13 protein-coding genes are annotated in these 13,270 nt (G+C 53.9%); 1 reads left to right on the plus strand and 12 read right to left on the minus strand.

From position 1 onward, the window contains the following. Window positions 1-813: 813 nt before the first annotated feature. The 12 genes from fabF to K0T92_RS21565 are packed head-to-tail and all read right to left on the minus strand — an operon-like array spanning window position 814 to window position 11,145. Window positions 814-2,058, minus strand: a complete 1,245-nt coding sequence (gene fabF / locus K0T92_RS21510) for a beta-ketoacyl-ACP synthase II (protein ID WP_219874551.1) — start codon at window positions 2,056-2,058, stop codon at window positions 814-816. Further along, window positions 2,055-2,702, minus strand: coding sequence for an SGNH/GDSL hydrolase family protein (locus K0T92_RS21515; protein ID WP_219874552.1), 648 nt, complete (start codon window positions 2,700-2,702; stop codon window positions 2,055-2,057). The genes fabF and K0T92_RS21515 overlap by 4 nt, the downstream gene beginning before the upstream one ends. 41 nt (window positions 2,703-2,743) lie before the next feature. Continuing rightward, complete coding sequence (locus tag K0T92_RS21520) at window positions 2,744-3,154, minus strand: MaoC/PaaZ C-terminal domain-containing protein (RefSeq protein WP_219874553.1); 411 nt, start codon at window positions 3,152-3,154, stop codon at window positions 2,744-2,746. 32 nt (window positions 3,155-3,186) lie between these two features. Beyond that, window positions 3,187-3,678 (minus strand): FAS1-like dehydratase domain-containing protein, encoded by a 492-nt coding sequence (locus K0T92_RS21525; RefSeq protein ID WP_219874554.1) that lies wholly within the window; start codon window positions 3,676-3,678, stop codon window positions 3,187-3,189. Between the two features lie 26 nt (window positions 3,679-3,704). Next, the gene (locus K0T92_RS21530; protein ID WP_219874555.1) at window positions 3,705-4,595 is read right to left on the minus strand and encodes a hypothetical protein; all 891 of its coding nucleotides are present in this window, start codon (window positions 4,593-4,595) and stop codon (window positions 3,705-3,707) included. Then, window positions 4,595-5,755 (minus strand): beta-ketoacyl-[acyl-carrier-protein] synthase family protein, encoded by a 1,161-nt coding sequence (locus tag K0T92_RS21535; RefSeq protein ID WP_219874556.1) that lies wholly within the window; start codon window positions 5,753-5,755, stop codon window positions 4,595-4,597. Before K0T92_RS21535 ends, K0T92_RS21530 begins: the two co-directional genes overlap by 1 nt. Further along, window positions 5,752-6,021 carry a hypothetical protein gene (locus K0T92_RS21540; RefSeq protein ID WP_219874557.1) on the minus strand — a complete coding sequence of 90 codons (270 nt, stop codon included), beginning with the start codon at window positions 6,019-6,021 and terminating at the stop codon, window positions 5,752-5,754. Before K0T92_RS21540 ends, K0T92_RS21535 begins: the two co-directional genes overlap by 4 nt. 2 nt (window positions 6,022-6,023) lie before the next feature. Beyond that, window positions 6,024-6,281, minus strand: a complete 258-nt coding sequence (locus K0T92_RS21545; RefSeq protein WP_219874558.1) for an acyl carrier protein — start codon at window positions 6,279-6,281, stop codon at window positions 6,024-6,026. A 20-nt stretch (window positions 6,282-6,301) separates the two neighbouring features. Next, window positions 6,302-7,513: an enoyl-ACP reductase FabV gene (gene fabV, locus K0T92_RS21550; RefSeq protein WP_219874559.1), complete on the minus strand. Its 1,212-nt coding sequence runs from the start codon at window positions 7,511-7,513 to the stop codon at window positions 6,302-6,304. Then, entirely contained in the window at window positions 7,510-9,270 is a 1,761-nt protein-coding gene (locus K0T92_RS21555) for a class I adenylate-forming enzyme family protein (RefSeq protein ID WP_219874560.1), read from the minus strand. The genes fabV and K0T92_RS21555 overlap by 4 nt, the downstream gene beginning before the upstream one ends. Before the next feature lie 13 nt (window positions 9,271-9,283). Then, window positions 9,284-9,745, minus strand: a complete 462-nt coding sequence (locus K0T92_RS21560; protein WP_219874561.1) for an OsmC family protein — start codon at window positions 9,743-9,745, stop codon at window positions 9,284-9,286. Further along, window positions 9,745-11,145, minus strand: coding sequence for a class I adenylate-forming enzyme family protein (locus tag K0T92_RS21565; RefSeq protein ID WP_219874562.1), 1,401 nt, complete (start codon window positions 11,143-11,145; stop codon window positions 9,745-9,747). Before K0T92_RS21565 ends, K0T92_RS21560 begins: the two co-directional genes overlap by 1 nt. Window positions 11,146-11,450: 305 nt before the next feature. Between K0T92_RS21565 and pdxR the strand changes: the two genes are divergently transcribed. Then, window positions 11,451-12,896, plus strand: a complete 1,446-nt coding sequence (gene pdxR, locus K0T92_RS21570) for a MocR-like pyridoxine biosynthesis transcription factor PdxR (RefSeq protein ID WP_219874563.1) — start codon at window positions 11,451-11,453, stop codon at window positions 12,894-12,896. Window positions 12,897-13,270: the final 374 nt, after the last annotated feature.

Here is a 13,270-nt window from a genome sequence, read left to right on the forward strand (position 1 = left end):
GAATTTGAAGCAGGACATATACCGCGAGTTCGAATCAGGGCATATACCGCGAATTCGACGCTGAACAAATACCGCGAGTTTGGCGGTGATTGTGCAGGTTGTTATTCTCTCGTTCCGGCCTGCAGAACATGAGATGCCTGCCAACGTGCAGACATTGTCGCCGTATTGGCTCCTAATTTGCCGACCCCGCATTCTGCACACCAGCGCAGGTTGTTGACACAGCTCCCCTGTACGATGGGCGATGCTTGCTGGGGGCCCCTTCCCTGCGAGCGAGAACAATCGTGTGAACGGCGAGCATTCCTGCGAAAGTGCATGCTTTTTCTCGTTTCGGCCCCATGAAGAACGAATGCCTGCTAAAGTGCAGCAATTTCGCCGCATTTCCTCTCTAGCAGCCAATTCCAACTAATATTCCTGCACAATCGCAGGCATTCTGCCACATACGGCTCTTTATAACCAAAATTCCTGCTCTTACGCAGGCTTCCTTCTCTATAGGACACAGCTCCCCGGTGCCCAGTGGGCGATGCTTGTTGGAGGCCCCTTCCCTGCGAGCGAGAACAATCGCGTGAACGGTGAACATTCCTGCGAAAAGGCATGCTTTTTCTCGTTTCGGCCCCATGAAGAGCGAATGCCTGCTAAAGTGCAGCAATTTCGCCGCATTTCCTCTCTAGCAGCCAATTCCAACTAATATTCCTGCACAATCGCAGGCATTCTGCCACATACGGCTCTTTGTAACCAAAATTCCTGCTCTTACGCAGGCTTCCTTCTCTATAGGACACAGCTCCCCGGTGCCCAGTGGGCGATGCATATACGCTGTCAACCATTCCAGCGCTTGAAGATCAATGATGCGTTGAAGCCGCCGAATCCAAAGGAATTAGTCAGCACAGCATCTACTCGGCGCTCCACAGCTGCGTTAGCTGTGTAGTTCAGATCGCATTGCGGATCCGGTTCCTCCAGATTAATAGTCGGGGCGATCCTGCCTGTGGTCAGTGTCAGAACGGAGATAACCGCTTCTACAGCCCCCGCTGCGCCCAGAAGATGTCCCGTCATTGATTTGGTGGAACTGATGAACAGCTCATGGGCATGACTGCCGAATACCGTCTTGATTGCCGTCGTTTCCGTGCGATCCCCCGCCGGAGTAGATGTGCCGTGCGCATTAATATACTGCACCTGCTCTGCGCCCATTGCCGCATCCTTCAGCGCCTCGGCCATGCAGCGTGCCGCCCCTTCGCCCTCGGGCGCAGGCAGCGTCATATTATAGGCATCCGCGCTCATGCCATACCCGGCAACCTCCGCATAGATTCGAGCCCCGCGGGCAATCGCATGATCCATCTCCTCCAGAATCAGCATTCCCGATCCTTCGCCCATGACGAATCCGTTGCGCCCTATATCAAAGGGACGGCTGGCCCGCTCCGGCTCATCGTTGCGAACAGATAGCGCTCTGAGTGCACAGAACCCTCCCAGCCCGCCGGGAGATACAGAGGCTTCCGCACCACCGCATATCATTACATCGGCAGCACCGCGCTGAATCAGCTTGAATGCATCCCCGATGGCATTCGTTCCTGATGCGCAGGCCGTTGCAGTTGTGCTGATCGGCCCCTTCGCTCCCGTGAACATCGATACTTGCCCAGAGCCCATATTAACGATCATCATGGGGATAAAATACGGATTCAGCTGCCTGACGCCTCTCTCATGCAGGACGATAATCTGCTCTTCCCAAGTATTATTGCCGCCTACCCCCGAGCCAACAATAACGCCGATCCTTTCGGGCCTCTCATAGTCATGCGTGTTGAGCCCGGCATCCTTGAGCGCCTTCGACGCAGCAGCAACCGCAAGCTGTGAGAACCGGTCCATTAAACGGGAGTCCTTCTTCTCTATATACTGATCAGGGTCAAAATCCTTGATTTCAGCCGCGATCCGTGTCGGGAACGGGCTCGCATCAAAGCCTTCAATTCTTGAAATGCCCGATTTGCCCGCGATCAGGCTGTTCCAGAAATCATCCAGTGTATGTCCCAGTGATGTGCATACTCCCATTCCGGTTACAACGACTCTGCGGCTCACGATAACGAACCGCCTTCCGCCTTCATGCCTGCCTGCGGACTTGGTGCTCCCGTCTGCCTGAATAGCTCCCTATAGACGTACTCGGCAATATTAACATACCCAGCGGCGTTAGGATGAATAAAATCAGCGCTGAAATGCGCCAAGTCCCGGCTATCGGGGCGGCTCCAGAAATCAAGATGTACGGCATTATGCTGCCTGGCAAGCTCCGCGATCACGCTGTTGGCATCCCGGATCAGCCTTTGCAGCTCAATCTTCTTGGGCATTTTCAATACCGGAATTGTAAGCGCGAAATCCGCAATATTTCCAACTATTATAACAGCTCCCTGACTGCGAATGGCACTCAGCATGTCACCAAGCAGCTTGCGGAATTCCCCTTCATTCCATACACCTTTCATGATGTCATTGCCTCCGGTAATAATGCTCACCAGATCCGGCTTCAAGCTCAACGCCCGCTCCAGTTGCTGCTCCATAATCTCACGGGTAATAAGCCCGCCTTGAGCGAGATTGACAGACTTGAATGCCGGTTCTTCATGCCGCATGCGTTCTGCGAAATGCTCCACCCAGCTTATACATTGAAGCTCTCCGACATCGTCGCCTTTACCTTCAGTAAAGCTGTCGCCTATGGCAGTAAACCGTTTCCACACATCATTCGTCCCCTTTGCAGCCTTCTGTTAATCGGGTGCTCCTAATCGGCCTCAACGCCGAAACGGCCCAGCAGCTTGGTACTGCCATGCTCATTCGTTATAACTACATCACAGATCGTCAGACAGCAGCCAGTTGCCCCCGATACCTCTGTTATGGAGCCGTTGACTGTTAATATCTCGCCTGCCCTGGAAGGTTCGATGAATCTTGCTTTCATCTGTCTGATCCTGCGCTCCGGAAACCAGCGGCCAGCCGCTTCCGCCATAAAGCCCATGACCAGCATGCCATGGGCGATTACACCACCATGCCCTGCGCGAACCCCCTCATCATGAACAGTATGGATGGGATTAAAATCACCGGAGGCCCCGGCGTACCGTACGAGCTGAACCGGTGAGATCGGCTCCTTCACCAGCGGCTCCAATACCGCGTGATGATCCGTGTTTATTGTCTGCATCAGCTTCAATCCTCCAGGGAGTATATTGCTGTTTATTGTTTCTTCATCATTAATTTGAAGCTTCCGAGTACAATTCTGCTCCCTGCCAAGTCGCGAAGCTCGGTCTCCAGCATAAGCAGAATCATGCCCGCCTTATTCCGGATCGAGAGAATCGATGGATAGCCGTGAACCGTATCACCGGCGCACAGCTCCTGCGTATACGTATATTCCTGCTCGACATGCAGTATTCCTATAGCAGGCAAATCAAGCGTCCGGCACACCTGCAGCAGATCATTGCCCGTCCACATATCTATTGCAACGGGGAATGTCGGAGGGGCCGGAATATCCCGGTAGCCGCATGCTCTGGCCCTGTCGATGTCATAATACAGCGGATTGGGGTCACCGATCGCTGATGCGAACTCTTGAATTTTCACACGCTCCACCAAATAAGTAAAAGAAGGCAGTGCAATTGGAAAAGCCGCATGAACGGCAGGCCGCTCTGCTTCTCCATATGACGCCGACGCTGATACCGCCTGTTCTGTCATAAAACCGATTCCTCCTTTGCCACTCCCTAATGGAGGGTGATAAGCACTCCGCTCCATTCGCCGGGTGCGGACGGCTCGACCAAGATCAAATAATCATACAGCCCCGGTTCGGCCAGCCTAGCGAAGACTTCCTTCCATTGGCGCTGGAACTGATAGGGCACCCCAATTGTGCAGCAGGCTCCGCTCTTGTCCAGCATCAGCTGCCCGATACATGCCTCTTCCGTGCTGCATCCGATCACCACAGCTTCGATATAAGCAGCAGCACATCCTAGCGACTGTGCCTGGTCCGCATCCATAAGAACCAGCCCGGCCGCCCGGTCGCGTGAATCGGGCTGCATCGATATCGGAATCCCAGCAATAGCGCTGGCAGCTGTATCAACACTAGCAGCGGCATGGTCACCAGCATTAGCAGTAGTTTCAGTATTAGCACTAGTGTCAGCATCAGCCCCGCACTCAACAGCAGTGGCCCGCACTCTGTCGCCCCCGGCCAGCTCTGCCTGGATGAGCACTGCTGTCTCTACTTCCTCTCCGCAGAGCATGCTGGATGCCAGCTCAATAAGCAAGTTCATCATGCCGCCATAACCGGATATACAGCTAATCGGGCCCGTGATGCCGTACTCCTGGGCTATATAGCCGGTAATCGAGGATGGAACAGACTGATAGAACAGCAGTGCATTATGATGCTGGCCTGCTGCCAGATTGCGGCTTGCCAGATCGGCCGTTGTCGTATCGCCGTAACAGCTTCCTAGCACAATCGCTGAATTGCCGCCCAGGCGGCAGCCCTGTGCTGCGGCTAATTGCTTGAAGCATGCATACACAAGCGGGCTGAACTGCGATTCTACAAATCCGGGCACGGGCAGCAGCTCGCCCGGCTCAGCCTCTATGGCACAGGTAGAGATGATGGCTACTTTATTCATCAGGCACTCGTAATTCCTTTCAGAATTAATGCGCAGTTGTTGCCCCCGAATCCCGCATTAAGGTTCATTACTGTCTGAAGCCTGGCAGTTCGAGGCTCATTCGGCACATAATCCAGATCGCAAGCGGGATCCCTGCTGGAGTAGGAGGCAGTCGGAGGAATGATCCCGCGCCTCATTGCAACCAGGCATATGGCGGTTTCTACCGCTCCAGTGCCCTCCAAAATGTGGCCAGTCATCGACTTGCTCGATGATATTGGCAGCCCTTGCACCGCAGATCCGAATGCTTCCTTGATCCCCTTCGTCTCCGCAGGATCGTTAATCGGAGTCGCTGTTCCATGCGCGTTCACGTAATCAATCGCCGACGGCTGCAAATCCGCGCGGTGCAGCGCCCGCTTGACTGCCATTGCCATTCCGCTCCCTTCCGGATGCGGCTGGCACACATGATAAGCATCACAGGCAAGACCCCAGCCGGCCAGCTCGGCAAGCGGAACCGCCCCCCGCTGCAAGGCATGCTCCAGGCTTTCAAGCACGAACATGGCGCCGCCGTCACCGAGCAGCAGTCCGCTGCGATCCGCAGAGAACGGGCGCACAAGTCCATCCCTGGACAATGCGCGCCCGGAATTGAATTTTGCGGTGAACTCCTCATTGACAAGGAAATAACCCCCGCATACGGCCAGCTCATCCTGTCCTTGAGCGATGCGGTCATAGCCATAGCCAATCGCATTGCTGGAGGCGACGCAAGCATTCGTGAATGCGATTCGGCGGCCCTGGATACGATATTCTGCAGCAATAGCCTCTGCATGATAGCCGGGCACGCTGGCCTTCAACGGCAGCATGCTCTTGCGATCATGCAGGCGGCCTTGCCAGAACTGTTGGATGGCGTCATAATCACCGTTTGTACCGATTAGCACCGAGCCGTTGAGCGGCCCTCTCAAGCCTGACATTCCAAGCGCTTCTCCGGTACATTCGATTCCGAGCTGGAGCAGGCTTCCGTCATAATCGGATTCAGCGGCAATGCTGCTGCGATAAGGCGCACCGTCGAAGCGTCGTACCGGACGGAAGCCGTGCTTGCCGCGCAGAATATGTTCGGCTACCGCCTGCTCCCCGAAGCCGAAGGCCGTCATCACACCATAGCCTGTAATAACGACCCGCCTCTTCAAACGGTCCCCCGCATGCCATCCTGGGAGACGCTTTTACCCGTCACATAGCTATAAATGGCATTGATGCTCGTAAATACACTCCAATCCTCTTCCTCATCCAGCCTGATGCCGCATTCATGCTCCAATCCGGCGATAAACCAGACTAACGATAACGAATCCAATACAAACTCCGTGTCGTTCGTAAGCGTATCATCCAGCGAAGCGAACAGTTTTCTCTCCAGCAGCACCTTTCTAATCGCCTCTTTGGTAATGGTCGCCGTCTTCATCGTTATGCAGCGGCCTTTTCTACGACATAGTTGACCAAATCCCCGAGAGTGAATGCAGCCATCTTCTCCACATCCTCGTCCGGAATCGTTACTTTGAATTCATTCTCAAGATTCAATGTCAGCTCTACAACGGCCAGAGATTCAAGTCCCAGCCCGCCTTTCACCAGAGGCGTATCATTCGTTACCGCACTTCTGTCAACCGGAAGGTTCAGTTTATCCGTAATAAGAGTCAGCACATAATTTTTCACTTGTTCCTGCATGTTGATCTCCTCCAACTTTTTTATGATAATGATGACTCCACTTCTTCTGCCGCAAACAATTCCAATGCCGGATCTACATCCGCTTCATAATCGACACCATCAACCGCAAAGCCGAACAAATTCATAAACTGCCTGCGATACTCCTCGAAATCAGCCAGCTCCTCCAGATTGGAGGTCTCTACAATTGACCATCTGCGCAGCAGCTCTTCCTGAATCTCCGGCAGCAGCTCCTTCTCATCCAGACGAATGCGGCCTTGATCGTCCACCGGGACGGTTTCTCCCGCATATAGGCGCTCAGACATCAACCGGTACACCTGCTCAATACAGCCCTCATGCACATTCTGCTCTCGCATAATCCGGAAGAGCAGCATCGTATACAGCGGGCTGATTGGAATCGCAGCGCTTGATTGCGTTATGAGCGCCTTCATAACAGCTGTATAGGCCCGCCCTCCACTGGCGGTCAGACGGGCATCTAGCTGATGCGCCGTTGCCTCCAGATGATCCTTGGCTCTGCCGATTGTTCCACCTCGATAGAATTCCTGGAAGAGCGGGGTGCCAACGTAGGAATAAGCAAGCGTGACCGCTCCCTGGGCAATCGCATCGGCGGCTTCGAGCTGTTCCACCCATTCCTCCCAGTCGCTTCCCCCCATCACCTGCACCGTTTCTGCGATTTCCTCGGCCGTTGCCGGCTGCAGGGTGACGCTGCCTACCTCTCCGGTATGAATGTGAACCGTCTTGTTCGTATATGGCTCCCCGATCGTCTTCAAGACAGAGGTGTACACCTGCCCTGTCAGCGGATCACTCCTCCTCGGGGCTGCCAGGCTGTAGACGATCAGATCAAGCTGGCCGAACTGCTCTTTCACCCGCAGAATCGTCCGCCGCTTCGTCTCCTCGGAGAATGCGTCTCCGAACAAGGTCTCCGCATGTCTTCCTTCGCGTGCCGCAAGCGATTGCCATGCCCGATTGTGGTACCAGCCCGCAGAAGCAGGCCGCTCTGCCATCGGCTCTCTCTCCAGGCATACGGTTATCGTATCGGCTTTCATTCCGAAGGTGGATACGATACAGGTAGCAAGCCCGTAGCCCATTGAGCCTCCGATTACGAGCACTCTTCTCGCCCCCTCAACGAAGGGCTGCCGCTCCACAAACTGCCGCTGCTGCTGCACCTGAAGCGCGCAGCCAACCGGATGGGCCGTCGTGGAAATATAACCTCGCATAGCTGGTGCGATAATCATGCCGGCTCCACCCTCTCCCCAGCCGCTGATTCCTCTCGTTCAGGGCCCCAGAAGCTGCCTCGGCCGTTGCGGACATATTCTGCTTGCAGCCCCCTGTCGGTCAGCAGATCCCGGTGCTTGTCTCGCAGTACCCGTTTGAGCACCTTGCCGGTTGCGCCGAGCGGGATATCTTCCGGCTCCGTTGCAATTAATAGCGCCGCGAGCCGATGTCTGCCCGTCTCCTGCAAATAGGCGTTAAAGTCTTCCAGCATAGCCGAAGCGCATGCCCCGCTGCGCTCGGCAAGCTGAACAATCGCTATCGGCTCTTGGCCGCGATTGCCGCCAGTTCCGGCACCAACCACGGTACAGTCAACAATGTCACCGATCCGTTTTATCAGCAGCTCTTCATAGACCAGACTGTAGACATTCCCCTCAGGCGTGCGAATGACATCCGGTGTTCTATCCACCTGATAGAACATCCCGTCACGATCCCTGTAGACCATATCCCCGGTTAGAAAATACCCCTGCACTCGCGAGCTGTACGTCACATCAGAGCTGTTCCAGTAACCCCGTTCGTTGATTGTCGGCGACTTCATTCCCAGCATGCCAACCTCCATGTCCGGCAGGATATCTCCCTCATCACTGATGACAGCCGCATCCACATAATCGACGGGAAACCCGACGCAGCGATTATAGTTGGTGGCATTGACGGTATACACCTTGGTCATCAGAAAGCTGGCCAGTTCAGTAGATCCGAGCGCATCAACGAACCAGGAGCCATCCACGCGGCTGCCGCCACGCATCGTGCTGCCATGCTTGACGATCTCCCGGATATGCTCTTCATGGGCCGCATCGCCTGTATTGAACCACAGCTCAATCGAATAGAGGTCATACTTGCTCATCTCCAGCTTCGCTATCGATGTGTACGTTTGATTGAACGCAGCGACCAAGGTAGGCCGGAACTTCTCCGCACTCTCAAGCACCTTCACGCCCATAAGCTCGGACAGCAGCATAATCGGGCAGCCCTGCAGCAAATAGAGCATATTGAATTGAACAAAGGCCGAATGCGACGAGATCATCGCAGACAGGTAGCGATCCTCCGGACGGGCAGACTTCAAGCGATGCCTGACCGTATAGAACAGCTGCTGATGCTCGGCACAGACCGCTTTGGGCAGCCCTGTCGTACCGGACGAATGGAAGATTGCAACGGGATCGGTATCATAGTGCTTGTAAGGGAACTGCCCAGGCAATTCTCCCATGCCGAAGGGGGCGGCCGTCTCATCCGATACGGCGAACCTCAGATTGCTGTTCCCGCCGAGCAGCTTTTGAACCCGGGCTAGACGGACACTGTCGGAGAAGAAACCTTTTACACGCACATACTGGATATACTCGCTTACGATCTCAGGCCGCAGATGGCTGTTGACGGGAACCGCGATAGCCCCGATTCTTGTCAGCGCCAAATAATGAATCAAATAGGCTGCACCATCATCGAACTGGTAAGCAATAGGCTCTCTTGCCCTGACACCCTGGCTGTAATACCAGGCGGAATACAGATCCGCGGCCTCTCGCAGCGCATGCAGACTGAATGCCTCATGGACGGATCCGTCAATAAGGCGGAACGGCTGCTGCAAGTGGATGAGGGCAGCATCAGGATCCGGACTTGCCTGAATCGCATAGTCGAGGAAATTGCCGCTCCCTAGCGCGGTATCAGCAATCAGCTCCCTTCTCACCGCCGGAGAGGTGTAAGGTGCTGTCAGTGAAATCGATTGCGGGTGCATGGGAATCCCTCCATTACTCTGTAATGCTTTCGATAATCGATACTGTAGGCTCAATCACAATCTCGACATTGCCGCGCATCAGCTTGGCGATCATACAGCTCTTCTCAGCCCGCGACGTCAACGTTTCCGCCAGGCGCACTTGAGCATCCGTTGCCTCGGAGGAGAGTGCAATATTCAGGCGATGAATGATCTTGGTATAGTCGTAGGAGCCGCCCTGAGCCGTCACCTGTCCCTGTGTGGTCATGCTCAGATCCGCAATGGGCAGCTTCATTTTGTCCGCAATGAAAGAATAGGTGACCAGGTAACAGGTCGCTGCTGCACCGAGCATCAGCTCCTCTGAATTCATCCCCATTCCTGGCCCTTCCATCTCCCGGGGCATGGAGGTTATCCCCTCGTAGCTGTCCCCCTGGACTGTACCTTGCCCGTTCCAGCTGCCGCTCCAACTGCTCTTGACTTCAAATTGATACTGTGACATCAATTCATCTCCTTTGTCATTGTCGTTACACCGTAGTTCAGAATTAGCGACCGCATGTGCTCATAGAGCATGTCCCGATTCCGAATCAGCTTGCCGGTCGCCGTCTTGGGCAGCTCCGGCAGGATGAAGAATGCCTTTGGAATTTTGTACTCCGCCACCTGCTCTTTCATATATAGCAGCATCTCTTGGGCTGCAAGCGGCTGCATCGAGCCGATATACGCTTCAATTTGCTGGAATGGGTTCGTTACAGCTATAATCTCCGTTACTTTTGGATGCTGCTTGAGAACAGCTTCGATCTCACCCAGATTGACCTTAAGACCGCCAATCGTCACAACCGAGTCCGTCCTGCCATGCACATGCAGAATACGCCGCTGCTCATCATAAGCACCAAGATCGCCCGTGCGCAGCCAGCCCTCTTCATAACGATTGCCAGCAGCTTCGTACAGGTAAGGACTCTGGCTCATTCGCACGTACAGCTCATCCTGCTCCACCTTCACATGCATCCCCTGCAAAAGCTGTCCGGCCCCCTCGCATTCGGCCTTTAAATCCATGCTGATAATCCCCGTCTCCGTCATGCCGTATACTTGTCCGATCGGTATGCCGAACCGTTCCGAGAATCCAGTGCGGATCGTATCGCTCAGCACTTCCCCGGCAGATGCCGCCACTCTCAGATCAGGAAAGAGCAGGTTAGGCTGCAGGGTTGCCAACAGCTCGAAGTGGGCAGGAACGCCGAACATGCACGTTACGCGATGAGCGGTCATCGTCTCCAGCATCTGATGGGGCTGCGGCGAAGGAGCGAATACTAACGAAGCGCCCGCCGCCAATGTCTGCATGACGCCTGTGATCAGGCCGTATGTATGGGTAATGGAGCATAGAATCAGCACCTTGTCATTACGGACGACCCGATGATTCGCCGCCTTCAGGCGCTCCAGCTCAGCGTGCAAGGATGCGGCTGTTCGCCCAATAATCTTGGGCATTCCGGTTGAGCCCGAGGTGAATTGCACCAGTTGGATTGAATTATCGATATTCGAATCCGCATACATGCGTTCAATGGATACAGGCTCCTCCACGCGAAAAGCAATCATTGCGCTCCGCTCCTGCTTCGCGGTAATTCGAAGATGAGGCCGGCACTGCTCAAGCGCTCTGCCGCACTCAGCCTCCTTCCAACGGGGGTCCAGAAGGATCACCGTACCGCCGGCTCGCCAGACCGCATAAAGCACAGCCAGCAGAGTCACGGAAGCGGGGATCTGCACAGCGACAGAGATCCCCTGCCCCACGCCGACTCCCTGTAATCTCTCCTCCCATTCCCGAATAATCGACTGAAACTGCCCGTAAGTAGTTACAGCTTTAGATATTATGCAGGGCTCGCCAGAATCTATATCGGGCAAGCATAGGTTCATATCGAGTTGAGCAGCCAGATGTTCTCACCGCCTTTCAGACATTGATTGATTAGGGCGTTTACCGCCAAATAAGCCATGAATGAGGGTGCGGGTGTCTTTTCGGCTATCGGATGTCGGATGTCTGTGTCGGATGTAAGATGTAAGATGTCAGCTTTGGCTCAGTAACAAACTGCCCTTTGAAAGCACCTTGAGTATATCCACAAATTGACTTAATTTGTATAGCCAGTTACACTATTTATGAGCAGTCCAGATTTGTCGTTTTGTTGAAATTTTTTGAAATTTATTCGTGCTGAGGATAATATAATATGTTTGATTTGATGCCTCATTTGGATGATAAGAAGAGCGAGCCCTTGTATATCCAGCTGTATGAGTATATTCGATCCGAGATTATTGCCCGAAGGATCAAGGCTAATATCAAACTGCCCTCCACAAGAACACTTGCAGCCTGCTTGCGCATCAGCAGATCAACGGTAGAGATGGCATACACGATGCTATTGTCCGAGGGGTACATCATTAGCAAGCATCGAAGCGGCTACTACACGTTGAAGGTCGAGAATGCCACTGACCATCCCATCCTGTCCGGTTCTGTCTCCGGATCAAGTGAACCGATTCACCGAAAGCCTCCAGCAGTTCCTTCAGAAGCACACCATTCCGTAATTGATTTTCTTCCGTCACAAATCGACACCGACCACTTTCCAATTAATTTATGGAGGAAGCTGACCATTGAAGTGCTGGACGGCAGTCCTGCAGACTGGATCCATTATGGGGATCCTCAAGGAGAATCCGGCTTGCGCGAAGAGCTGGAAAATTATTTGCGCCATTCAAGGGGCGTGCTTACCCGTCCTGAAGCTATCGTGATTCGCTCCGGAGCCCAATCGTCGATTCAGCTCATTTGCCATCTGATCGGAGGCCAGTATGGACGGCGTGTTGCTATGGAGGATCCCGGCTATAGCAAAGTCCGAAGAGCCTTTCAGTTCGGGGGATTTGAGATTGATCCGATCTCGCTGGAATCTGATGGATTGAACGTGGAGCAGCTGTATGCTTCGCAAGCAAGGATCGTATACGTAACGCCTTCGCATCAATTTCCTACCGGAACGGTCATGTCTATGGATAAGAAAAGAAATCTGCTGCAGTGGATGCATGATGTGCGAGGCTTGGTCATTGAGGATGATTACGACGGGGAGTTTCGTTATCATAGCAGGCCGGTTCCTGCACTGCACGGACTTGCGCCCTACAGCGGCATTATCTATCTCGGAACCTTATCCAAAGCGCTGCTGCCCTCCATACGGGTCAGCTACTGCATATTGCCGGAGCCGCTGCTAACAGCCTGGAAACGAATATCGGCCGCATATGATTGCCCGGTCTCCAGACTGCATCAAATTACTTTGGAGCGGCTATTCTCGCAAGGCCACTGGGGGCGGCATATCCGCAAGATGCGGACATTGTACCAGAAAAAGCATGACGCGCTTATTCAAGCGGTCAAGATCCAGTTCAACAATAAGATTAGAGTTACAGGCATCCATGCAGGGCTGCATCTGAACCTGAAGCTCGATACTGCGACGGATATCCGCCAATTGGCTGCGGCTGCCGAGGCTCATGGTGTTCGGATTTATCACACAGAGAAAACCTGGTTCCAGTCACCGCCTGCCCATGAGCTGCAGCCGATTCTAGGCTTTGGCGGGCTGTCCATTTGCGCAATTCAGGAAGGCGTACTGCGATTGAGGAAGGCCTGGGCTCCCTTTCTTACGTGAACCATCGCTGCTATTTCGGGCCATTCCAACTATTTAAGCCATTACAGGCATTTCAGGCATTACAGGCATGCCGACACAAGGTTAGCCGCCTGGGAGGATAAGAACACTTCACTTTTTCCGGTTCAACAGGGAGCGGGCGTCCGCAGTTACTCCCCCTTGAATCAGGAGGATGCGTTGCGATTCCACCACATGGGCGGCGAATATGCCTGCGAAACCGCAGGCTTTCTCTCCATTTCGGCCTGTTGAAGCAGAAATTTTGCAAAGAACCACAAGCACCAAATACAGAGGGGAATTTTACAAAAAGAAGAGGTTCCTGTACCGTAGATAGTAACGACACCCCTACGGAAAGGAAACCTCTTGCCTACAATCGTATC

Origin of the sequence: Paenibacillus oenotherae (assembly GCF_019443105.1) — a bacterium.
Lineage (GTDB): Bacteria > Bacillota > Bacilli > Paenibacillales > Paenibacillaceae > Paenibacillus_Z > Paenibacillus_Z oenotherae.

Bases quoted from the DNA above. Each gene is read 5' to 3' on its own strand.
- K0T92_RS21520 (WP_219874553.1), bottom strand. From the start codon at position 3,154: ATGCAGACAATAAACACGGATCATCACGCGGTATTGGAGCCGCTGGTG.
- K0T92_RS21525 (WP_219874554.1), bottom strand. From the start codon at position 3,678: ATGACAGAACAGGCGGTATCAGCGTCGGCGTCATATGGAGAAGCAGAG.
- K0T92_RS21530 (WP_219874555.1), bottom strand. From the start codon at position 4,595: ATGAATAAAGTAGCCATCATCTCTACCTGTGCCATAGAGGCTGAGCCG.
- K0T92_RS21540 (WP_219874557.1), bottom strand. From the start codon at position 6,021: ATGAAGACGGCGACCATTACCAAAGAGGCGATTAGAAAGGTGCTGCTG.
- K0T92_RS21545 (WP_219874558.1), bottom strand. From the start codon at position 6,281: ATGCAGGAACAAGTGAAAAATTATGTGCTGACTCTTATTACGGATAAA.
- fabV (WP_219874559.1), bottom strand. From the start codon at position 7,513: ATGATTATCGCACCAGCTATGCGAGGTTATATTTCCACGACGGCCCAT.
- K0T92_RS21555 (WP_219874560.1), bottom strand. From the start codon at position 9,270: ATGCACCCGCAATCGATTTCACTGACAGCACCTTACACCTCTCCGGCG.
- K0T92_RS21560 (WP_219874561.1), bottom strand. From the start codon at position 9,745: ATGTCACAGTATCAATTTGAAGTCAAGAGCAGTTGGAGCGGCAGCTGG.
- K0T92_RS21565 (WP_219874562.1), bottom strand. From the start codon at position 11,145: ATGAACCTATGCTTGCCCGATATAGATTCTGGCGAGCCCTGCATAATA.
- pdxR (WP_219874563.1), top strand. From the start codon at position 11,451: ATGTTTGATTTGATGCCTCATTTGGATGATAAGAAGAGCGAGCCCTTG.